Origin of the sequence: Sorangium sp. So ce119, assembly GCF_051524405.1 — a bacterium.
Classification (GTDB): domain Bacteria; phylum Myxococcota_A; class Polyangia; order Polyangiales; family Polyangiaceae; genus Sorangium; species Sorangium cellulosum_G.
Genome location: NZ_CP150310.1, coordinates 9,272,501 through 9,293,404, shown reverse-complemented (window position 1 = coordinate 9,293,404; position 20,904 = coordinate 9,272,501). Strand labels below are relative to the sequence as shown.

The 20,904-nt window shown below is 73.1% G+C and carries 16 protein-coding genes; 7 read left to right on the top strand and 9 right to left on the bottom strand.

The window, feature by feature from the left end; genetic code table 11:
- Positions 1–90: 90 nt before the first annotated feature.
- Positions 91–813, bottom strand: a complete 723-nt coding sequence (locus WME76_RS35055) for a caleosin family protein (RefSeq protein ID WP_437956542.1) — start codon at positions 811–813, stop codon at positions 91–93.
- A gap of 435 nt (positions 814–1,248) precedes the next feature.
- Between WME76_RS35055 and WME76_RS35050 the strand changes: the two genes are divergently transcribed.
- Positions 1,249–1,803 carry a hypothetical protein gene (locus tag WME76_RS35050; protein ID WP_437956541.1) on the top strand — a complete coding sequence of 185 codons (555 nt, stop codon included), beginning with the start codon at positions 1,249–1,251 and terminating at the stop codon, positions 1,801–1,803.
- 62 nt (positions 1,804–1,865) lie between these two features.
- Positions 1,866–2,186, top strand: a complete 321-nt coding sequence (locus WME76_RS35045) for a hypothetical protein (protein ID WP_433929861.1) — start codon at positions 1,866–1,868, stop codon at positions 2,184–2,186.
- 52 nt (positions 2,187–2,238) lie between these two features.
- On the opposite strand, the gene WME76_RS35040 is transcribed toward WME76_RS35045, so the two are convergent.
- A complete protein-coding gene (locus tag WME76_RS35040; protein ID WP_437956540.1) occupies positions 2,239–3,636 on the bottom strand; it encodes a cytochrome-c peroxidase in 1,398 nt (465 codons plus the stop codon).
- A 459-nt stretch (positions 3,637–4,095) separates the two neighbouring features.
- Between WME76_RS35040 and WME76_RS35035 the strand changes: the two genes are divergently transcribed.
- Positions 4,096–6,825, top strand: coding sequence for a serine/threonine-protein kinase (locus tag WME76_RS35035; RefSeq protein ID WP_437956539.1), 2,730 nt, complete (start codon positions 4,096–4,098; stop codon positions 6,823–6,825).
- A complete protein-coding gene (locus WME76_RS35030) occupies positions 6,819–8,705 on the top strand; it encodes a PEGA domain-containing protein (RefSeq protein WP_437956538.1) in 1,887 nt (628 codons plus the stop codon). Before WME76_RS35035 ends, WME76_RS35030 begins: the two co-directional genes overlap by 7 nt.
- A gap of 21 nt (positions 8,706–8,726) precedes the next feature.
- On the opposite strand, the gene WME76_RS35025 is transcribed toward WME76_RS35030, so the two are convergent.
- Complete coding sequence (locus tag WME76_RS35025) at positions 8,727–9,257, bottom strand: FHA domain-containing protein (RefSeq protein WP_437956537.1); 531 nt, start codon at positions 9,255–9,257, stop codon at positions 8,727–8,729.
- A 310-nt stretch (positions 9,258–9,567) separates the two neighbouring features.
- Here WME76_RS35025 and WME76_RS35020 point away from each other — a divergent pair, with 310 nt between their 5' ends.
- Positions 9,568–11,505 (top strand): ribonuclease R family protein, encoded by a 1,938-nt coding sequence (locus WME76_RS35020; protein WP_437956536.1) that lies wholly within the window; start codon positions 9,568–9,570, stop codon positions 11,503–11,505.
- Positions 11,506–11,589: 84 nt separating this feature from the next.
- Here the strand turns inward: WME76_RS35020 and WME76_RS35015 are convergent, their stop codons facing one another.
- From WME76_RS35015 to WME76_RS35000, 4 genes are all read right to left on the bottom strand, one after another.
- The gene (locus WME76_RS35015) at positions 11,590–13,503 is read right to left on the bottom strand and encodes an SBBP repeat-containing protein (RefSeq protein WP_437956535.1); all 1,914 of its coding nucleotides are present in this window, start codon (positions 13,501–13,503) and stop codon (positions 11,590–11,592) included.
- A 17-nt stretch (positions 13,504–13,520) separates the two neighbouring features.
- The gene (locus WME76_RS35010; RefSeq protein WP_437956534.1) at positions 13,521–15,542 is read right to left on the bottom strand and encodes a serine/threonine protein kinase; all 2,022 of its coding nucleotides are present in this window, start codon (positions 15,540–15,542) and stop codon (positions 13,521–13,523) included.
- 106 nt (positions 15,543–15,648) lie between these two features.
- Positions 15,649–17,040, bottom strand: a complete 1,392-nt coding sequence (locus WME76_RS35005) for an ABC1 kinase family protein (protein ID WP_437956533.1) — start codon at positions 17,038–17,040, stop codon at positions 15,649–15,651.
- Positions 17,041–17,082: 42 nt separating this feature from the next.
- Positions 17,083–17,421: a DUF3634 family protein gene (locus WME76_RS35000; RefSeq protein ID WP_433929847.1), complete on the bottom strand. Its 339-nt coding sequence runs from the start codon at positions 17,419–17,421 to the stop codon at positions 17,083–17,085.
- 172 nt (positions 17,422–17,593) lie between these two features.
- On the opposite strand from WME76_RS35000, the gene nadA reads away from it, so the two are divergent.
- The gene (nadA, locus tag WME76_RS34995; protein WP_437956532.1) at positions 17,594–18,553 is read left to right on the top strand and encodes a quinolinate synthase NadA; all 960 of its coding nucleotides are present in this window, start codon (positions 17,594–17,596) and stop codon (positions 18,551–18,553) included.
- Between the two features lie 19 nt (positions 18,554–18,572).
- Here the strand turns inward: nadA and WME76_RS34990 are convergent, their stop codons facing one another.
- Together WME76_RS34990 and WME76_RS34985 are read right to left on the bottom strand one after the other, a co-directional pair.
- Positions 18,573–19,205 carry a hypothetical protein gene (locus WME76_RS34990; RefSeq protein WP_437956531.1) on the bottom strand — a complete coding sequence of 211 codons (633 nt, stop codon included), beginning with the start codon at positions 19,203–19,205 and terminating at the stop codon, positions 18,573–18,575.
- A complete protein-coding gene (locus tag WME76_RS34985; RefSeq protein WP_437956530.1) occupies positions 19,202–20,032 on the bottom strand; it encodes a hypothetical protein in 831 nt (276 codons plus the stop codon). Before WME76_RS34985 ends, WME76_RS34990 begins: the two co-directional genes overlap by 4 nt.
- A 148-nt stretch (positions 20,033–20,180) precedes the next feature.
- Between WME76_RS34985 and WME76_RS34980 the strand changes: the two genes are divergently transcribed.
- Complete coding sequence (locus WME76_RS34980) at positions 20,181–20,732, top strand: DUF4920 domain-containing protein (RefSeq protein WP_437956529.1); 552 nt, start codon at positions 20,181–20,183, stop codon at positions 20,730–20,732.
- The last annotated feature ends 172 nt before the right edge of the window (positions 20,733–20,904 follow it).

The window sequence follows — 20,904 nt, the reverse complement described above, 5'->3', positions numbered from 1 at the left end:
GCGATCTGGCGTGGAGCGTCATGAAGTCAAGTGTCATGGCAGGGTGATTGTCTCCTCTTCTTCTGTTCCTGTCGCTCACGCCGGGGCGCCTCAGGCGCTCCGGGCCGCCTGCTTCTCGCGCTCGAGCTCGTGGAAGAGCGTCCCGTCGTACATCCGACGGAGCTGCTCGCGCGTCAGCTTCCCTCCTTTGCCGGCGAGCGCGTAGAGCACCGCCCACTCGCCTGCCGACGCCAGGAAGCCGAGCACGTCGAGGAAGTCGCGATCGCCGAGCGTGCGCGCCACGAGCTCGCGCGCGTTCAAGGCGCCGTCGCGGTCCCTGTCCCAGCGCGCGAACAGCTCGTCGAACTTCACCGGGTCGAACCTGCCGTCTTTGTCGTAAACGCCGGTGTCGCTCGCGTGCTTGCCGCGGTGGATGTTCGCGAGGGTGATCGAGAGCGTGGGGACGAACGATCGGGACGTCGGGGGCCCGAGCGCCCCGTTGATGACGAGCGCGAACCACGCCGAGAGCACCCGTCCGATCCCGATCGCGCGGAGCCCTTCGTAGGTCTCGCGGAGCGTGATGATCCCGTCGTTGTTCCTGTCGAAGAAGGCCGAGTGCGCCTCGAGCGCCGTCTTCTCCCCGAGCGCCGCCGGCCGCGCGCCGTACACGTCGCTGGTCGCCGACGCGGACACGAACGTCTCCGGACCGCGCCCCTCGCCCCGGGCCGCGCGGTCCCGCGCCCCACGCTCCGCGCTCGCGTCGTCCGAGCTCCCGGAGATCCCGGATGCGCCCGTGGGCTCGAGGGCCCTCGGCCCATCGTTCAGCTCGCTCATGGTGCTCCTGCGGCCCGCGCGATCTGCCCGCGCGCGTCCTGGCCGGGCGCGAAAGCACGACACGGGCCGACGCTGTGCAGCACGAAGACGGCGCGGTCCGCAGCGTTCGCGTGCCCGGCGCGCCGAGCAGGGCGCGGCAACACATGAGGCAAACTGCCTCGCAGGGGGGCCGATGGTCACAGTGGCGCCCGGCGGCCCGGGGCGCGTTGCTCCGGGGCGTCTCTCCAGCCCTCTTCTCTATCCTCCTGGTGACACGGCGGCCTCTGCCCGCCTCGCCTCGACGGGCTTTTCGACGGGCTTTCACGCACGCGCCGTGCCGGCGCCATCATCGCGCGCGTCCTGCCGAGCCGGCGCGCCTGCGACGACCTGGAGCACGGAGCGCGGTCCGGCGCTGGGCACGATCTTGCTTGGGGCGTCGCGACGAGGTGGAACAACATGGCTACACTCTCGACGTCCGCGTGGGTATTGCATGAGCTCGGTCTGGCCGCGGGGTTTGGTGGCCCTCTCTTCGGCCGTCTGGCATTGCATCAGGCGGTCAAGGATATCCATTCCGAGGCCGAGCGCGGCAAGGTGCTCGCCGACGCGTGGCAACGTTACAACCTCGTCAATGCGATCTCGCTCGGCACCGCCGCGGCCACCTGGTTCATCGGGCGGACGATGATCTCGGGCCGGTCGATCGACGAGGAGACCCGCACCCTGGTGCACCTGAAGGACATCCTGCTCGGCGCGACGCTCGCGACGAGCGTCGTCAACATGGTGAGCGGGAAGCAGATGAGCGAGCAGGCGCCGGCCCGCGCCGTGCCCGTCCACGACGGCGACACCCCGTCGCCGCGCACGCCCGCGAAGGCCGCGGCGCTGCAGCAGCTGCTCAACGTGATGGGGCCGCTCAACATCGCCCTCACGGCCGGCGTCATCGGCGTGACCACGGTCCTCGCCATGAAGTCCGGCCGCTCGACGAAGTGGAGCTTCATCTCCCGGCTCCTTCCCTGATCCGGGCCCTCGCCCGCCGCCCGCTCGCGCGCCCGGCGCCCCTCTCATGGTACGATGACCCGATGAAGGTCATTGCAAGGATGGGGCTCGCCGCGCTCGCCCTCGTCGCCCTGAGCTGCAGCAGCGGTCACGGCGAGGAGGAGGGTTGTCCCGAGCTCTGCGAGCGACAGGTGGAGTGCCCGGGCGACGCCACGACGGAGGAGAGCTGCCTCGACACCTGCAGCGCCGACACGGAGGAGGCGGAGGAGGCTGGCTGTGACGGCGCGTGGGAGTCGTACCTCGAGTGCCGCAACCACGCCGAGGACAACTGCGATCCAGCGAAGTACCTCGAGGAGTGCAGCATCCAGTGGGAGTCCCTGAGGACCTGCCTGGAGCGCCCCTGAGCCGCGCCTGAGGGGGAGGGTGGCCGGTGAGCACCGGCTGCGCACGCCGTGGCTACTCGAAGTCGTGGAGCGCGCGGCCGCTCGGGAGCTCCGCCGGGATGAGCGCCTCGAGCCGCTTCGGGGTCGCGCGCGGATCGAGCAGCGCCTCGCCCACGAAGGCGCAGAGCCAGCCGATCTCTTCCTCGGTCAGATCGATCGGCTGCTGCAGCAGCGGGTCGACGGCGGCGAGGACGGGGGCGAGCGGGCCCATCTCGCCCTGGAGGTCCGGCGCGAGGTGATCGTTCGTGTACTCCGTGGCCGACCTGTACACGTCGAGGTGGTGGCGGATGGCCCCCTCCAGCGACGTGAACGCGCCGTTGTGGAAGAACGTGGGCTGGAGGGCGACGTTGCGCAGCGGCGACGTCCTGAACTTGTACCTGTCGGCCGGGTCGCCCGTGACCTGCTCCAGCCCGAAGTCCTCGTCGGCGTTCTGGCCGTCGAAGACCACGTTGGAGAGGGCCGGATCATCGGTCGGCGCGATCTGCGGCACGCCGATGGCGTGCTGCTGGAAATCGCTGAACATCTCGTTCGACTCTCCCGACACGGCGTGGCAGCCGACGCACCCCGCCTCGCCGAAGAAGAGCAGCGCGCCGCGCTTCTGGGCCAGCGTCATCGCGTTCCGGCGGCCGCGGGCGAACCTGTCGATCGGCGCGTCGGCGAACGTGAGCGACATCTCGAACTCGGCGATCGCGATCGCGATCATCTCGTAGGTGATCGGCTTTCCCCGCTTCACCGCGTCGAAGCTCCGGCCGAACCGGCGGCGGTACGCCTGCACCCCGTTCACGCGCTCCGCGACCTCCTCGCGCACCACGTCGTGCGACGTCGGCGCCTTGTACCCGGTCATCTCCGGGATCTCGGTCGGCGGGATGAACGCCTGCGCGACGAGCAGGTGCGGCAACGACGAGAGCGACGTCCCCTCCGGGGAGGTGAACGAGAAGCCCTGGCCGTTGTCGAACGGGTCGCCGGACACCGCGAAGAACCGCGAGTTCCACATCAGCGCGGGATAGAACGCCGAGTTGATGACCGTGGGCGCCCGGCGCTGGTTGCGCGGCCCCTCGCGGCCCGGCCCGACCACGCCGTTGTTCTCGATGCCGATCGAGATCGACTGCGTGTCGGCGAAGCCCGCCGTGGGCGAGTGGCACCCTGAGCACGAGTTGTCCTCGTTCAGGCCGAGGATGCTGTCGTAGAACAGCTCACGCCCGAGCTTCGCCAGCTGCTTGTCGACCTTCCGCCCCAGCCGCGACTCCAGCGTCGACTCGATCTCTCCGGTGAACCCGTGCCGGGCGAGCGTCTCCGCGAGCTCCTCGTCGATGGGAGAGACCTTGGCGCGCGCCGCGGGCGCGAAGAGGAGCGTGAGAGCCAGGCATGCCGCCAGGGCGACGAGCGTCCGCCCGATCCATCGCAGGGTCATGGTGCCTCCAGGTCCCCCGGCGGGGGATGCGCACATCGCTGTGCGTCCGTGAGATCAACCAGTCCTGCCCAGATCCTGGCCGAGCGGCGGTGAATCGGATGATGGGAATTTAGTGTCGCGCGTTGCCAACCGGCAAGACAAATCTATCGTGATTCAACTGGTTTACCTCGTGTCCTCACGTGCCCTTGCGTATGCTTGCGTATCCGCGCGTGACCCTGCGTAGCCGTTCGTCTCCGCGGTCCGGTCACCGCGCTATCTGCGGTTGTCGCGCCTACATCGAGGCGGCGGCTCGGCCTCCGCGCGGCGCGCGTCTCGCGCGCCGCGTCGCGCCGAAATGGCGTCGTTGTAGGTGCGTGGTCGGCGCTCCGCGTCGTTGCGGCGCTCGGGCGCAGCGCGCCTCCGAGGTCGCCTGAGACTCATGCTTTGTGGGGCGCGAGGGGCCGTCGTATGCTTGACGTGATGGGGCGGACAGCACACCTCACGGATCCGACCGCGCTCGTGGGGGGCGCGCTCACGGGTGGGTATCGGATCGTCCGCGTCCTCTCCTCGCAGGGGTTCGGTGTCGTGTTCGAGGCCCGGGGCCCCTCCGGCCGCCGCGTCGCGCTGAAGGTGCTGCGACCCGAGGTCGTCACCGAGGACACGCTCTCGCGGCTCAGCCGCGAGGCGAGCGTCACGTCGAAGCTCGACAACGCCCACGTCGTCCCGATCGTCGACGCCGGCCACGATCTCGAGCGGGATCTCGCCTACCTCGTGATGCCGCTGCTCGACGGCACCGACGTCGCCGCCCTGCTCGCCGAGACCGGGCCGCTCTCGCCCGACGTCGCCGTGCGGATCGCGCTCCAGGCCGCCGCCGGGCTCTCCGCGGTCCACGCCGCGGGCCTCGTCTACCGTGACGTCCGCCCGGCGCGCATCTTCCTCGAGCACCTCTCGACCGGCGAGGTCCTGGCCCGCGTCTTCGGCTTCGGCCTCTCGAACGGCCACGACACGGCCACCTCGAGCTCCGGAAAGGCGCGGAGCTCCGGTCACCACCGCGAGGCGTCGGGGCCGCGGGACCGCGCGGCGGACGTCCGGGGCGACGTCTTCGGCCTGGCGGCGACGCTCTACGAGATGCTGTGCGGCGTCTCCCCCTGGGCCGAGCTCGACGTCACCCCGGACACCGCCGATCTCGGCCCCGCCGACACGGCCGCCGACGGGCCGCTGGCGTCGCTCGCGCAGCTCCCCTCGATCCAGGACCGCGCCCCCTGGATCGAGGCGCGCCTCGCGACAGCGCTCTCGCTCGCGCTGCACAGCGACTTGGACCGGCGCTACCCGTCGATCGAGGCGTTCGCCGAGGCGCTGCGCGCCGCCTCCGGCGGCGAGGACCGGCTCACCGTCGACTTGCTGAGGCCGCTCGACCCCGAGCTGCGCGAGGCCATCGCCGAGCGCGCCGGCGCCGACACCGATCCGCTGGTCGGCCGCGAGCTCGGCGGCCGCTACGCGGTGCGCCGCCTGATCGGGCGCGGCGGGATGGGCGCCGTCTACGAAGCGGAGTCGCCCGAGGGGCGGCGGGTCGCGGCCAAGGTCATCTTCAAGAGCGCCGTCGGGCAGGACGATCACGCCGTGCGCCGGTTCATCCGCGAGGCGCGCGCGGTGACCGCGATCCATAGCCCGCACGTCGTGAAGACGTTCGAGCTCGGGACGGATCTCACGCTCGCGACGCCGTTCATCATCATGGAGCTGCTCCACGGCGTCGACCTCGCCAAGCTCCTCCGGATGCGCGGGCCGCTGGAGCCGGCGCCGGTCGTGCGCGTGTTCATCCAGGCGGCGCGCGGGCTCGCCGCCGCGCACGCCGAGGGCATCGTGCACCGCGACATCAAGCCCGCGAACCTCTTCCTGCACGCGCCCTTCGAGGCCGCGGCGCACCGCGGGTCGAGCTCGATGGCGCCGCCGCCGTCCCGGCGCAGCGCCGGCTCGGTCCGGCCGCCGCCGCCCTCCGGCCAGCGCCGGTCGGGCTCGATGCGCCCGCCGCCGTCCGTCCGCCGCCCGTCCGGCTCGATGCGCCCGCCCTCCTCGAGCGATCGCCGCATCGTCGTCAAGGTCTGCGACTTCGGCATCGCGAAGCGCACCGGCGACGGCGTCTCGCACGAGCTCACGCGCGCCGGCGGCGTGCTCGGGTCGCCGATCTACATGTCGCCCGAGCAGGCGAAGATGGCGCGGGACGTCGACGGTCGCTCCGACGTCTGGAGCCTCTGCGTCTCGCTCTATCAGGCGCTCTGCGGCAGCTGCCCCTGGGATCCGAACGCCTCGCTCGCCGAGCTCCTCGTCTCGATCTGCACCGAGCGCGTGCCGCCGCTCGGCGAGGCCGCGCCGTGGCTCGACCCGGCGCTCGCCGCCGTCGTGCACCGCGGCCTGCACCGGGATGCCGCCGAGCGCTGGCAGAGCATGGACGAGCTGATCGCCGCGCTCGAGCCGCACGCGGACGGCACGGAGATCGTCACGCTCGACCAGCTCCGCGGCGTCGACGCGGAGCGCCGCGCCGGCGCCACCCCGATCGCCGAGCTGCGCCGCGAGTCCCGGCTCTCCCGCTCCGTCGAGGGCGAGGAGCGCTCGATCGGCGGCAGCTCCTTCACGGCGGCGCAGGCGGCCGGCGGCGCGGCGCGGCGGCGCTTCGTCGGGGCGGCGGTCACGGCGGCCGCCCTCGCCGCGATCGGCGGCGGCCTCGCCCTGCGCGCCTCGACGGCCGACGACGGGCGCGCGGCGCCGGCCAGCGCGAGCGAGCCCCCGCCGCCCGCCGCGCCCGAGCCCGCGCCGCCGCCGGCGCCGACCGCGGCGTCCTTCACCGCGGTCGTGACGCTCCCGGAGGAGGCGACGGTGCGGGTCAACGGCGCCGCGCGCCCGGTCCGCGAGGGCCGGCTCGACCTGACGGGCAAGGCCGGCGACATGTTCGAGGTCGAGGTGAGCCGCGGCGGCGCCACCGTGAAGCAGACGGTGTTCATGCTGAGCGACGGCAAGCTGCGCCCCGATCGCATCGATCTCCAGCCGCCCGCGCTGGCCACCGCCTCGGCCGCCGCCGAGCCGCCGCCGCGCCGCGAGAAGCCGCGACGTGCCCCGCGCGGCGCCTCCGACGCGGCCGGCGCGTCCGCGTCCCCCGCCGCGCCGCCCGCGGCGCCGCCGGCCCCGACGGCGGTGACGCCGGTCGACCGGTGGTGACGCAGTCGCCGCGCGCGCCGCGCGCGCCTCGCTCTCCGCGGCTCTCCTGCGCCGCGTGCGCGCTCGCCGCCGCGCTCGCGGCGCCCCCGGCCCGCGCGCAGGCCGAGCCGCCCGCGCCGGCCGCTCCCCCCGAGCCGCCCGCCGCGGCGCCGCCGGCCGAGCCCGCGCCCCCCGCGTCTCCCGCGTCTCCCGCGTCTCCCGACGAGGCGCTCGCCCGGGCCAAGGAGCTCTTCCAGGCGGGCAACGAGCTGCGCAAGATCGGCGACTGCCAGCGCGCGCTCGAGCTCTACCTCCGCTCGCGCCAGGTGGTCGCGTCGGTCCCCAACACCCTCAACGCCGCGTTCTGCCTCGATCAGCTCGGTCGTTACGACGAGGCGCTCCAGCTCTACGAGGCGCTGCTCACCGAGTTCCGCGCGGAGCTCGGCGAGCCGGAGCGCCGTGGCGTCGTGTCCACGATCGCCGGCCTGCGCGGGCGGATCGGCAGCGTGCTCGTCTCGTCGAACGTCGACGGCCTGGTGCTCATCGACGGCAGGCCGCGCGGCCGGCTCCCTCTCGCCGGCCCGGTCCGGCTGCTCCCCGGGGGCCACACGCTCCGCGTCGTCAAGGACGGCTGGCGCACGTTCGAGGCGATCCTGACCGTCAGGATCGCCGAGACCGCGACGGTCGACGCGAAGCTCGAGCCGCTCGCCAGCACGGGACGCCTCAAGGTCGAGGACGAGCGGCTCGTCGGCGCCGATCTCTTCGTCGACGGCACGCTGATCGGGCAGCTCCCGTGGGAGGGCACGCTCGCGCCTGGCCCGCATTTCTACTCGGTGCGCAAGGGCAACCTCGGCTCCGCGCCGCGCGAGGCCAACGTCGTCGCGGGGCAGCTCGCCGTCGCCACGGTCGAGGCCGGCCCGCTCGGGGAGGAGGTCCGCGTCGTCGCCCAGCCGCTGAGCGCGGCGCTGACCATCAACAGCGTCCCGGTCGGCCACGGGCAGTGGCGCGGGGCGCTCCCGCTCGGGCGCCACACCTTCGAGGCGCACGAGCCCGGCTATTTCGCGCGCACGCTCCGCACCACGATCGATCGGGCGACCACGGGCGACATCGTCCTGCCGCTCGCCATCGACGAGAGCCACCCGCGCTGGGGTCGCAGGGTCGGGTTCTTCCGGCTGGCGGCGGTCGCCGGCTACGCCTTCGCCTCGTCGCTCGAGAGCGACGCCGAGCGGAGCTGCAGCGGCTACCGCTGCTCCGGCGTCTCGCGCCCGTCCGGCGTCCTGGCCGGCCTGCGCGGCAGCTACCAGTTCCCGAGCGGCGCCGCCATCGAGCTCACGGCCGGGTACCTGCACCTCCGCACCGAGCTCGTGCGCTCGGTGGACACGACGTACCTCGATCCGCGCGGCGGCGAGGAGAGGCTCCCGATCCGGTACACCTTCCACGACGACCTCCGGATGGCGGGCGTGACCGTGATGGTCGGCGGCAGCTACCACCACGAGCTCTCGTCGTGGTTCGACGTCGGCGGCGCGCTCGGGCTCGGCGTCGTGCTCGCCGAGTCCAGCGACGAGGTGACCGGCGCGGCGTCCGACGAGCGCAGGACCGTCGGCGTGGCCGTGACCAACGGCGGCAACGCGGTCCGCCACGCCGCCCCGTTCGCGATGCCCGAGCTCCGGCTGCGCCTCAAGCTCGGGCGGCTCAGCGCCACGGCGGCCATGGGCGTCGGCTTCTTCCTCGTCGACGGCCCCCCGTTCGAGACGGGCAACACCTACGTTGTCGGCGCCGATTGCGACCCGCAGGACCCGACCGTCGAGTGCGCGCCGGGCAAGAAGGTCGTGTTCGAGGAGCGCGCCCACGGCACGTTCACGATGTTCTTTCCGAGCGTCGCCGTGGGATACCGGTTCTGATCGCCGCCGCCCGCGCGGCGATCAGCGGTTCGCCTGGTCCCTCGCGACGCGCGCCTGCTCGCGCACCATGTCGAAGAGGCGCGCCGCGTCGAGCAGCGAGGTCGTGAGCCGGCCGAACTGGATCACGTCGCCCACCGCGACCGCGTGCGGCTCGCTCTCGGTGAGCAGCTTGCCGTTCACGCGGGTGCCGTTCTGTGAGCCGTTGTCGATGATCACGAGCTGCCCCTGCGCGTCCAGCCGGAAGTGCGCGTGCAGCTTCGACACCGAGGGGTTGCGCAGCACCACATCGCAGTTGCGCGTGCGGCCCACCGAGATCTGATCGGGATAGGGGTTGCCCTTCGCCTTGACGACCTCGAACACCTCGCTCGCCGGACCGGGCGGGGGCGGCGGCTTCCGGTGCGCCGCCGGCGAGGCCGCGACGGTCCGGAAGGCGATCTGCTGGCCGTCCGCGCCGACCTCCGACACCACGAGGAGCAGGTTCGTCACCCTGCGGACGAAGCGGTCCCGAGGCATCACACGCGCCAGCTCGATGATGTCCCCTGAGTCTTCCACGATGGGCCGAGTATAAGCCGATCCGGAGCGGCGGATCCGTGGGAGGGCGCACCTTTGCTGTCTCGCGGCGCGCCCGCGAGGTGGGTCTCACGGTGGCTGTTGTGTGTCGGCGTCTCGCGCACATCGCGTCTGCGCGAGCGTCGCGCGAGGCGCCTTGAAGCGCGTTGTTCCGGCGGTCGCTCGGGCCGTGCTGCGGTGTCGCGCCACCTTCGAACTTTGCCGCTTCACGGTAATCTCCTCGGTGACGCCGTGGCCGTCCGCCGGACGATGGAGCTCGAAAATGCCAGGACGTGGCGTACCTTCGGCGCCCATGAACGGACAGGTTCGTGGACGCATCTCGGTCAACCCGCGCGGCTTCGGGTTTCTGAACATCGAGGCCTCGCCGGAGCCGGGCAAGCCCGGCGGGGCTGCCGTGGGCCCGGTGACCGCCTTCGTGACGCCGCCCGATCTCAACCCGTTCCTCGACGGCGACGTCGTCGACGCGACGGTCGTGGAGGCGGAGCCGGGCCGCTACAGCGCGTCGCAGCTCGTCCTGGTCCAGCGCGACCGCTCCGAGCTCTTCGGGACGGTCGTCTCGCACGCGAAGCGGCCGCACCTCCGGGTCGATCGCCTCGTGTCCAACACCGACTGGCCGTTCAAGCCGGGCAGCGCCGACGACCTCGCCGAGGGCACGGCGGTGGTCGCGACCCTCGAGGGCGCGGCGGTCGTCCCGGCGCGCGTCGTCGCGCCGGGCGCCGATCTCGGCATCGAGCGCTGCCTCGCCCGCAACGGCGTGCGCGCCGTGTTCCCGGCCGACGTCGTCGATGCGTCGCGCGCCGCGGCGGCGGCGGTGTCGATCGAGCGCGAGCTCGCGCGCGGCCGCCGCGACCTGCGCGAGCTCACCACGATCACGATCGACGCGCCGGTCACCACGGACATCGACGACGCCGTCTCCGTGCTGCCGGCCGGCCCGGACGGCGCGCTCCGCGTCTTCGTCTCCATCGCCGACGTGGACGCGCTCGTCCCGGAGGGCTCGCCGCTCGATCACGAGGCCCGCGCCCGCGGCACGAGCGTCTACCTGGCGGGCCGCGTCATCCCGATGATCCCGGACGCGATCTCGAGCGAGGCGGCGAGCCTGCTCCCGGGCGTCGATCGGCTCGCCGTCACGGCCGAGCTGCGCATCGACCCCGAGGGCGGCGTCACCTCGATCGACCTCCACGAGAGCGTGATCCGCTCGCACGCGCGGCTCTCGTACGACGCCGTCGAGGAGTTCCTGACCACCGGCCGCTCCGCCGACGTGCCCGCGTCGGTCGCCCCGGTCGTTCGCTGGCTCCGCACCGCGGCCGCGCGGCTGTCGACGGTCCGCGCGGCGCGCGGCGGCGTCGAGCTCGACCGCGAGGAGGCGTACGTGACGCTGGACTCCGAGACGCGCGAGCCGACCGGCGTCGCGCCGCGCTCCGACACGGGCGCGCACCGCCTCATCGAGCGGCTGATGGTCGCGGCGAACGAGGCCGTGGCCACCTGGCTGGTGGCGCGCGGCCTCCCGTGCGTCTTCCGCGTCCACGACGAGCCCACGGAGGAGCGCGTCCGGACGCTCGAGCACTTCGCGCACAACTTCGGCGTCGAGGCCGGCTTCGGCCCGAACCTGAGCCCCCGCGGCCTCGCGGCGTTCGAGGCGCAGTTCCGGGGCTCCGGGCTCGCGCCGGCGATCCGCACCGTGCTCGGCAAGGCGCTCGGCCCTGCCCGCTACACGGCCGCGGCGAGCCTGCACTTCGGCCTGGGCGCCCCGCTGTACCTGCACTTCACCTCGCCGATCCGCCGCTACGCCGACCTCGCAGCGCACCGCGTCGTCAAGCGCTACCTCCAGGGCCACCGCGATCAGCTCGAGGACGTCGAGGCGCTCGCGTCGCTCTCGCATCACCTGAACGCGCGCGCGCGCAGCGCCGCCAAGGCCGAGACGGAGCGGCACCGCATGCTCGTCGCGCGCCTGTTCGCCTCGCGCATCGGCGAGGAGATCGAGGGCAACATCGTGGCCATCAAGCCGTTCGGCCTCGTCGTCCAGATGCTCCAGTCCGGCGCGACGGGCACGATCGCGCTGGAGGCGCTGCCGGGCGGCCCGTACCGCATCGACGTCGCTGCCCAGGCGCTGGTCGGCGCGGACCGCCGCTATGGAGTCGGCGAGCCGATCCGCGCCGCCATCGCGTCGACCAACGAGGAGCTCGGCCGCGTCGACCTGATCCCCGCCGGCGCCCGCGGCGCCGCCGCCTGAGCGGAGACGGACCGCGACGGCGTGATCCCCGCGGGCGCCCGCGGCGCGCCCTGGCGGAGCGCCGCGGCGTCCTTCAGGCGGCGCCTACGGCGACAGGATCACGGCGAACATGTCGGTCCCGCTCGCCGCGTGCTCGCCGAGGCCGAAATCGATCGACCCTTCGGCCGCACCGCAGAGCAGGATGACCCCCGTGTCCGCCGCGATCGCCGCGGCGTTCGACTTCTGGTTGCCGGCGGCGCCGAGCACCTTGCCCCAGAGGTGCTCGCCCTCGGCGTCGAGCTTCGCGACGAAGGCGTCGAAGCCGCCGCCGCCCGGGAGCGGCCCGCCGCCGAGGTCGACCACGCCCTGCACCGAGCCGGTCACCACGACGTTGTTCTTCGCATCCACGGCGACCGACGAGCTCTCCTGCGGTCCATCGCCGGCGAACCAGCGCGCCCACACGGGCGTGCCGTCGGGGGCGAGCGACGCCACGAACGCTGACTGCACGTCGTTGGTGGGGAGCGTGCCTGCCGGGCCGAAGTCGAGCGAGCCCGTGTACGTGCCCGTCACGAGCACCGCGCCCGACGGGGCGGCGTCGATCCCGGTGCCGGCCTGCGACAACGTGTCGCCGTGGTCCGAGAGCCAGACGCCGTTGCCGTTGCTGTCGAGCTTCGCGACGAACAGGTTCGTCCCGAGCCCGCTGTTCCTCACCTGGCGGGGCCCGATGGTCAGGGTGCCGAAGTACCTGCCGGTGAGGAACACGCTGCCCTCGGCGTCGACGGCGACGCTCATCGCGAACTGGTTCGAGGCGTCTCCGTAGATCCTGGTCCACAGGACAGCGCCGGATGGATCGTATTTGCGCACGAAGATGTCGGTGCCGCCTGAGCTGGTGGCGCAGGCCGAGACCGGCGGCGCGGAGCAGACCAGCGAGCCGGCGAAATAACCGGCGATCACGATGTTTCCCGCCGTGTCGACCGCGATGGATTTCAGCGTCTGGTCCGCGGCGTCCCCGATCTGGCGCGACCAGCCGGGGTTGCCGTCCTTGTCCAGCGTGACGACGAAGCTGTCGAGCGCGTTGGTGCTGCTCAGCGTCGCGCCGCCGAACATGAACGAGCCGTAGAACGTCCCGCCGAGCACGACGTCATCGGTGGGCGTCAGGGCGAGCCCGTTGAGCGTCTCGGCGCCGCTGCCGCCGAGCCTCGCGCTCCAGCGGTGGGCTCCGGAAGGGTCGAAGCTCGCGATGTACACGTCGGCGGTGCCGATGCTCACCAGGGTCTCACCGCCGAGGTTGATGCTCCCCGAGAAGGTGCCGCCGACGTAGAGGTTGCCCTGCGTGTCGATGCCGGCGCCGGTCGCGCTCTGGATGTTCGGGTCGCCGAAGAGATCGGCCCAGAGCGGGGCGCTGCAGGCGAAGCCGTCGCAGTCCTCGTCGATGTCGTCCGTGCAGGTCTCCCGCGCGGGGGTGACCTGGCCGCCGCATGGCCGCCACGACGTCCCCGAGATGTCGCACACGCGCAGCCCCGCGGCGCAGATCCCGACGCCGTCGGTCCCCTCGGGCCCGCTGTAGCAGGCCTCGATCTGCCCCGGCGTGCACGCGCACCCGGCGTCGGGCTCGTTCGTCTCGCCGTCGCAGTCGTCGTCCACGGTGCTGCCGCAGTCCTCGGGCCGGGGGACCACGGCGCCCTCGCACTCGCCGAAGCTCTGGCCGTCCGGCTGGCACCTCCGCACGCCCGCCTTGCACACGCCGACGCCCTCGGTGTCCGCCGGGCCGGGGTAGCAGGGCTGCTCCTCGCCGAGGCTGCAGAGCGGCGCGCCGCCGCTGCCGCCGCTGCCGCCGCTGCCGCCGCTGCCGCCGTTGCCGCCGCTGCCGCCGGCGCTGCTGCTCGCGTCAGGTCCCGGCTCGAACGGCGGCGCCGGGTCCGAGCACGCTCCCGACAGCGCGAGCACGAGCGCAGACCCGACGAGCATCGATCGAGCGCGCAGGCATGTCCTCGTGACCATGAGGGGGCGGAGCTCCATGTTCGGCGATTCTGCCTTCAGTCGTCGCGTGATTTTCTCGTCCGCTGCCTGTTCTCGGGGAACTTGATGATGAACGTGGCGGGGGGCGCAGGGCTCGCCGCGGGGCTCGGCTGGTCCAGGCGTAGCGTCTCCGGCTCCTCTCCATCGTCGCGCCGCGGCTCATCGGTGCTCTCCGAGGGAGCGAGCGGGGTCGGCCTGGCGCTCGCGCTCTGCGCGGGCAAGAGGTCGCGCTGCATCGCATCGTCCTGCGACCCGTCGCCGAGCGCCATCCACACCGCGATCGCGCTCGCGATCACGAGCGCCGCGCTGCTGACCGCGACCAGGATCACGAGCTTCGACGGCTGCTTCGGCGGAGCGGGGCGCGGAGCCCAGCCGGCCGCCGCCTGCTCGCCGTACGGCGCGCTGGCGCTGTGCGCGGCCGGCGCGCCGTAGGACGCGCCGGTGTTGTGGAGCGACGCGGGCGCGCCGTAGGACACGCCGCTGTTGTGCAGGGGCGCGCCGCTGTTGTGCAGGGGCGCGCCGGTGTTGTGGAGCGACGCGGGCGCGCCGTAGGACACGCCGCTATTGTGCAGGGGCGCGCCGGTGTTGTGGAGCGAGGCGCCGGTGTTGTGGAGCGACGCGGGCGCGCCGTAGGACACGCCGCTGTTGTGCAGGGGCGCGCCGGTGTTGTGCAGCGACGCAGGCGCGCTGTGGGGCATGCTGGCGCCGTGCGGCGGGGCGGGCGCGCCGTAGGACACACCGCTGTTGTGCAGCGCCGCGGGCGCGCTGTGGGGCATGCTGGCGCCGTGCCGCGAGGCGGGCGCGCCGAGCGCTCCCGCCTGGCTTGCTCCCGTGTTGTACAGGGCTGACGTCGGTCCGTTCGGCGCCCCGGCGATGCCCTGCGGCATGCCGGGATGGCCTCCGTGCGCCTGGGCGGCATCCATCGCGCCCCCGGGGCCGGGCGCGGCCATCGTGGGCGCGTCCCACGACGCCGTCGCGCCGCGGCTGCCCGGGTTCGGCTCCGACCCGATCGCGGGCGCCGAGCCCCCCTCGTTCCACCGCGGGCCCGACGCGGCCGCCGGCCGCGGCTCGGCCGGGGCCTCCTGCGCGGCGGCGGCGGCCGCGAGCATCGGGGAGACCTGCGGCGCGCCCGCCGACGGCGCGTCGCCGGCCGCGAGGCGCGCCATCGCGTAGGGCGGCGGCTCCCCGCGCAGGAGCGCCCGGATGTCCGCCTGCATCGTGCGGGCGTCCGGGTAGCGCCGCTCGCGATCGAACGCGAGCGCCCTGTCCACGAGGGCGCACAGCCCCTGCGGCGCCTCCGGCGCGACGCTCGCGAGCGGCGGCGCCGCCATGGTCGCCATCTTCACGAGCAGCTCGGACTCCGTGCGCGCCTCGTGGATGCGCCGCTTCGCGATCACCCGGAACATCGTCGCGCCCGCGGCGAAGAGGTCTGCCCTGTGATCGACCGAGATGCCGCGCACCTGCTCCGGGGCCATGTACGACACCGTCCCGAGCGTCGCGCCGGTGCGGGTCCGCATCGCGGTCTTCACGCCGTCCCGCATGCGCGCGATGCCGAAATCCAGCACCTTCAGGCGCCCTGTCGTCTCGACGAAGAGGTTGTCGAGCTTGATGTCGCGGTGGATGATCCCCCGCTCGTGCGCCGCGCCGAGCACGTCGAGGAGCTCGTCCATGAACCGCAGCATCTCGCCTGTCTCGATGTTGCCGAGCCGCTGGAGCCGGTCGGCGAGCGACTCGCCTTCGAGCAGCTCCATCACGAGGAACGGCGCGCCGTCCTCGGTCATGTCGATGTCGCGGATCTCGACCACGCCGGGGTGCTGGAACTGGTTGACCGCCTGCGCCTCGCGCTCGAACCGGGCGCGCAGGTCCTTCGAGCGCGCCACCTCGGGGTGGAGGATCTTGATCGCCTCGCGCCGCCCGATCTTGTGGGTCGCGGCATAGACGGCGGCCATCCCGCCGATCCCGAGGAGGCGATCGATCGTCCATTTGCCCCGCAGGGTGGTCCCCACGCGCCTCTCGCAGGCCGCCCTCTCGTCGTCCATGCCCCGATCGAATGTCACAGCGCGCGGGATCGAGGTCAAGTTGAGAGCCACGGCGGAGGCGACATCGCCCGCTCGCCCGTGCCGACGAGGCTGCCTGCGGCCCGGCTCAATCGGGGACCGGGTACAGGCCGTCGCGCACCCACGGATCGACGGTCCGCCGGAACGCGGCCTGGGTGCGGAGCCCTGCCAGCACGGAGGCGAGCCCCCACTGCAGCCGATTCACGAACGTGAAGTCCTGCGGCATCTTCGGCACGTGGGGGATGGTGGGCATATTCGCTCCCTGCTTGAAGGCGAGCCCCCGGATGCCGCGCGTCAGGTACGCCACCGTCTCGCGCGCCTTCTCCGGGGAGCACGTCCAGGTCCCCTGCGTGCAGAACGGGACCATGAGCTCCATCGTGTAGCTCCGGTAGAGGTCCCAGCTCTCGTCGTTCGGGTCGTAGCCGAGCACCTCCACGCAGGCCCGGTCGAACTCCTTCCAGTCCGCGTCCATGGCGGCGCGCATGTAGCGCTTCATGCCGTCCACGAGCTCGGGCGGGAGCTCCTTCACGCACCCGAAATCGAGGATCGTGACCCGTCCATCCTCGTGGAAGCGGTAGTTGCCCGGGTGCGGATCGGCGTAGAGCCAGCCGTACCGGAGCATGGAGCGGAAGGTGAAGCGCCAGATGGCGAGCCCCGCGCGGTTCCTGGCGTCCTGGCTCCCGCGCTCGCAGAACTCGGCGTAGCTCATGCCGTCGACGAGCTCGAGCGTGAGGACGCGCCGCGTGGTGAGGCTGTGGTGGATCCGGGGGATGGAGATGTCCTCGTCCCCCGCGTTCATGCGGCGGAACAGGTCGGCCATCTCGGCCTCGCGCGCGTAGTCGAGCTCGGACAGGAACACCTTGCGGAGCTCGTCGACGGTCTGCCGCGCGTTCAGCTTCTTCGCGATCGGCGCCATCATCGTCTCGAGCATCGAGATGCTCTTCAGATCGTTCTCGATCGCCCTGTCCATGCCGGGGTACTGCACCTTGACGGCGACCCGCTCCCGCGACCTCGTCGTGGCCCGGTGCACCTGCCCGATGCTCGCCGCGGCGAACGGCTCGCGCTCCCACGCCGCGAACACCTCGTGGGGCGGGGCGCCGAGCTCCTGGACGACCATCTGCTCCGCGGCCTCGGGCGACAGGGGCGGCGCCCTGTCGAGCAGCTTCTTCAGCGTGGCCTGGAACTTCTCCTCGTACCCCGGCGGCGCGAGCCCGTCGATGTAGCTCGCCATCTGGCCGAACTTGAGCGGCAGGCCCTTCATCTCGCCGAGCGTCTTCAGCATCGCCTCGGCGGTCTTCTTCACCTCCTGGGTCATCCTCCGCCGCGCCTCGGCCTCTTCCTCCTCGGTCCGCGGCGCGCCGAGGGCGCGCTTCGCGCCCTCGATCGCGAACGGGATCGTGCGGGGCGCGAGGCCGGCGAGGCGCGCGAGGCGCCCGAGCTTCGATGTCGGGGGTTTGTCTCTGGGTTGGTCGTCGGCCATGCGGGACTGACTCGTGAGGATAGCGGTGTCGGGCGCGGAGGGTCACCCGCCCGCGCGGCGCTTCGGGGCCGCGCGGATCTTCGGAACCGGCCAGAGCGACACGGTGTTCCTGAGCTGCTGAGCTTGCTCCGGGGAGATGTCGCCCTCGACGTGAACCCGGGGCCGCCGGTCCTCGACCACGACCCGGACCGCGCCGCGGCCGACCGGCGCGGCGCGGAGCACGTCGACGATGTCGTCGAGCAGCCGTTGCGGCAGCCGGCCCCGGAGCAGCCGGACGTTCCGCCCCTCGACGCGCACGTAAAATAGCTCGTTGGCCCGGAGGAGGGCCACGATGAGCGGCACGGCCACGGCGAGCAGGGCGAGGGGGATCAGGAGAGACATGCGTGGCCGCCCACGACGAGCGCGCCTTTGACGGGCCCGCCGCGGGCCTGGATCGTGGACCGGTGCCGGCCGTTGTCAACGCTGGGCGCGGCGGGCTCCGGGGAGCGGCGGCGGGCGCCGCGCTGGCCGTGAGCCCTGGTCAGCGCGGCGCGCGGTGCCTACCTTATCATCCATGACGAGCGCCGCGCCCCAGCCTGCCGCCATCGACCCGCGCCTGGATCTGCACGATGAGATCAGCCGCCTGAAGCGGGAGAGGAACGCCGTCCTCCTGGCCCACTATTACCAGGACGGCGAGATCCAGGATCTTGCAGACTTCCTCGGCGACTCGTTGCAGCTCGCCCAGCAGGCCAAGAAGACGACCGCGGACGTCATCCTGTTCGCCGGTGTGCACTTCATGGCCGAGACGGCGAAGATCCTGAACCCCGACCGCATCGTCGTCGTCCCCGACATGCAGGCCGGCTGCTCGCTCGCCGACGGCTGCCCCGTCGACCGTTACCGTGCCTGGCGCGCGCGCCACCCCGGCGCGGCCGCGATCTCCTACATCAACTGCTCCGCCGACGTGAAGGCGGAGAGCGACTACATCTGCACCTCGTCGAACGCGGAGAAGATCGTCCGCGCGATCCCCGAGGGGCAGGAGATCCTCTTCGCGCCCGACCGCAACCTCGGGCGCTGGCTCATCGAGCGGACGGGTCGCCCGATGCGCCTGTGGCAGGGGAGCTGCGTCGTGCACGAGACGTTCAGCCTGCGCAAGATCATCTCCCTGCGCGAGCGCCACCCGGACGCGAAGCTCATCGCGCACCCGGAGTGCGAGGAGCCGATCCTGCGGATGGCCGAGTACATCGGATCGACGACCGCGCTGCTCAAGTACACGATCGCGGACGACGCGACGAAGTACATCGTCGCGACGGAGAGCGGCATCGTGCACCAGATGCGGAAGGCGTCTCCGCAGAAGGAGTTCATCGAGGGGCCGCCCGAGGGTAACTGCGCCTGCAACGAGTGCCCCTTCATGCGGCTCAACACGCTCGAGAAGGTCTATCTCGCGCTGCGCGACCTCACCCCGCGCCTCGAGATGGAGCCCGAGCTGCGCGAGCGCGCGCGCGTGCCGATCGATCGCATGCTGGCCCTGAGCTGAGCTCGCCCCGCGGCGCCGCTCACCGCGCCGGGCACGCGTGGCGGCGCAGGGTGCAGATGTTCGTCCGCTCGCACGTCGTCGACAGCGTGAGATCGCGGCAGGGGCGCCCCTCCTCGTGGGGGCGCTCGCGGGTCGCGCGGGCGGGGTGCGGGCGCGGCTCGTGGGCCACGGCGCAGTCGTGGTCCCCCTCGCACGGCACGGGCAGCACGCGGAGCAGCGCGCACGCGCCGGCGTCGCAGTAGCAGACGATCCCCTGGTCCGTGATGGGGGGCTGCCGGTTCAGCCGGGGATCGCCCGCACAGCGCTCGCTCGCGGGGTCGTACCCGCAACCCGCGTCGTTCGCGCAGGCGGCCGGGAGCGCCTGCGTCGCGGTTCCCTGCGCTGCGGTCGCGTCCGTCTGCCCGGCGGTCGCGTCCGGCCCGGCGCGGCTCGGGCCCTCGTCGTCTGCCCCTGCGCCGCCGGTGGGTTCCGCGCCGCGCGGCGTTCCGCGATCGCCGTGCCCCTCGACCGCCGCCAGCTCGGCGGGCGCGAGCGATCGCGGCGGCGCCGGCGAGGGTCGCGTCGCGGCCGTCTCACCGCACGCCGGCGAGGCTGCGGCGAGCGCGGCGGTGAGCGCCCATCGCCAGCCGCGCGCGCTCAGGGGGGCGATCACAGCACGAGGGACAGGCCGAGGGTCTGGATGAACGAGCCCCGCGCCTGCGGCAGCGGGCCGATGGCGCGTCGTCGACCCTGGGCATCGATGGCCTGGCTTTCCCGGGTGGCCTCCCCGCCCCGGCCGAGCAGGAACGCCCCCGTCGTCTCCAGCTCGATCGTGAGCCAGTTCCGGACGAGGTCGAACGACATCCCGACCCCGAGCGGGATCTCGACATACGAGGCGCCGCGCTCGCGGATGGTGAAATCACCCGCTGGCTCGGAGACCCTCATGCGGCCCACGTGGAACCGGTCATAGCCGATCCCGACCGACAGCCACGTGCGGGCGCGCTCGCTGAGCGGAAGGGTCGGCGCGAAGCGCGCGCCGAGCGCGATCGTGCGCACCGAGGGCGCCCCGTCCTCGCGCGGCTCTGCCGTGATCGAGCCGGGCTGCGCCAGGGCGCCCGGGGCGAGCGCGAGCTCGTGCTCGGCGTGCACGAAGAAGGCGGAGAACCGCAGGTGGTCGAGGATCTCCCAGCGCGCGTGGAGCCCGAGCCCGATCGCGGGCTTCAGGCGAACCCGCGTCGGGTTGCCGTCGAGGTCGCGCGCGCCGAGCCGGTTGACGAGGGCCACGTCCGCGCCGACTTCGATGTGCCTCCCCCACGGCAAGCGCGGCGGGGGTGGCGCGGGCGGCAGCGGCGGCCGCGGAGGTCGCGGGGGCTCGGCGGCGCCCGCGGCGTCCTGGCCGCTTCCGGCGTCGGTCGGCTCCTCGGCGCGCGCGGTCGCGGCGCAGGCGAGCGCGATCGCGCCCGCTGCCAGGCCTCGTCCCAGGGCGCCCGCGGTTCGCATGCCCGCCCTTGTAGCAGGCTTTGCGGGCGCCCGACCCGCCGGCCGCGCGCGCCCCCGCCGGCCCCCGCGCGGAAGCGCGCGCTCCGCCGTCCGGTGAGGCCCCTCGCGTCGGTGGCAGGGGTCCGTCCTGTCGGGCAAACTCGCCTGCATGCGAGCAAAGCACATCGCCTCCCTGTCCTTCCTGGTCCTCGCGCAGCTCGGCTGTTCCCCCGAGCGCAAGCCCGACGCCGCCGCCCCGACGGGCGCGCCCGCCGCCTCCGCCGCTCCCGCCGAGGGCGCCTCGCCGATGCAGGCGTCCGCGTCCAGCATTGCGCGGCTCGAGAAGAAGCAGTTCGGCGCGCCGATCACGGAGACCTCGACCACGCCGCTGCCCGAGCTGCTGCAGGACCCGAGCAAGTTCAGCGGGAAGACGGTGCGCACCGAGGGGGTCGTCTCGGCCGTGTGCAGGTCGATGGGCTGCTGGATGGAGATCGCCGACGAGTCCGGCAGCGCCCACATCAAGATGGCGGGCCACAGCTTCTTCGTCCCCAAGGACGCGTCCGGTCACCGCGCGGTCGTCCAGGGGACGATGGTCGCGGCGGACGCCGACCCGGGCGCCGCGTGCGGCGCGAAGGACAACTGCAGGGGCGAGGCGGAGAAGCAGACCGGGCGGGTCGCGAAGGTCGAGCTCGAGGCGACCGGCGTGCAGTTCCTCGACTGACGCGCGGGCCGGTGCCCGCTGCGCAGCGAGCGAGCTCGACGCGGGGTGGACCGGGCACGCGCTGAAACCCCGGCAAAGGCAGCGATTCGAACGAAGCCGATCCACCCCCCAAAAAAGTTCTTGCATGTCCCGCCGCTGGGACGTAGAAAGCGCGCCCTGTTCGGGACGCGCT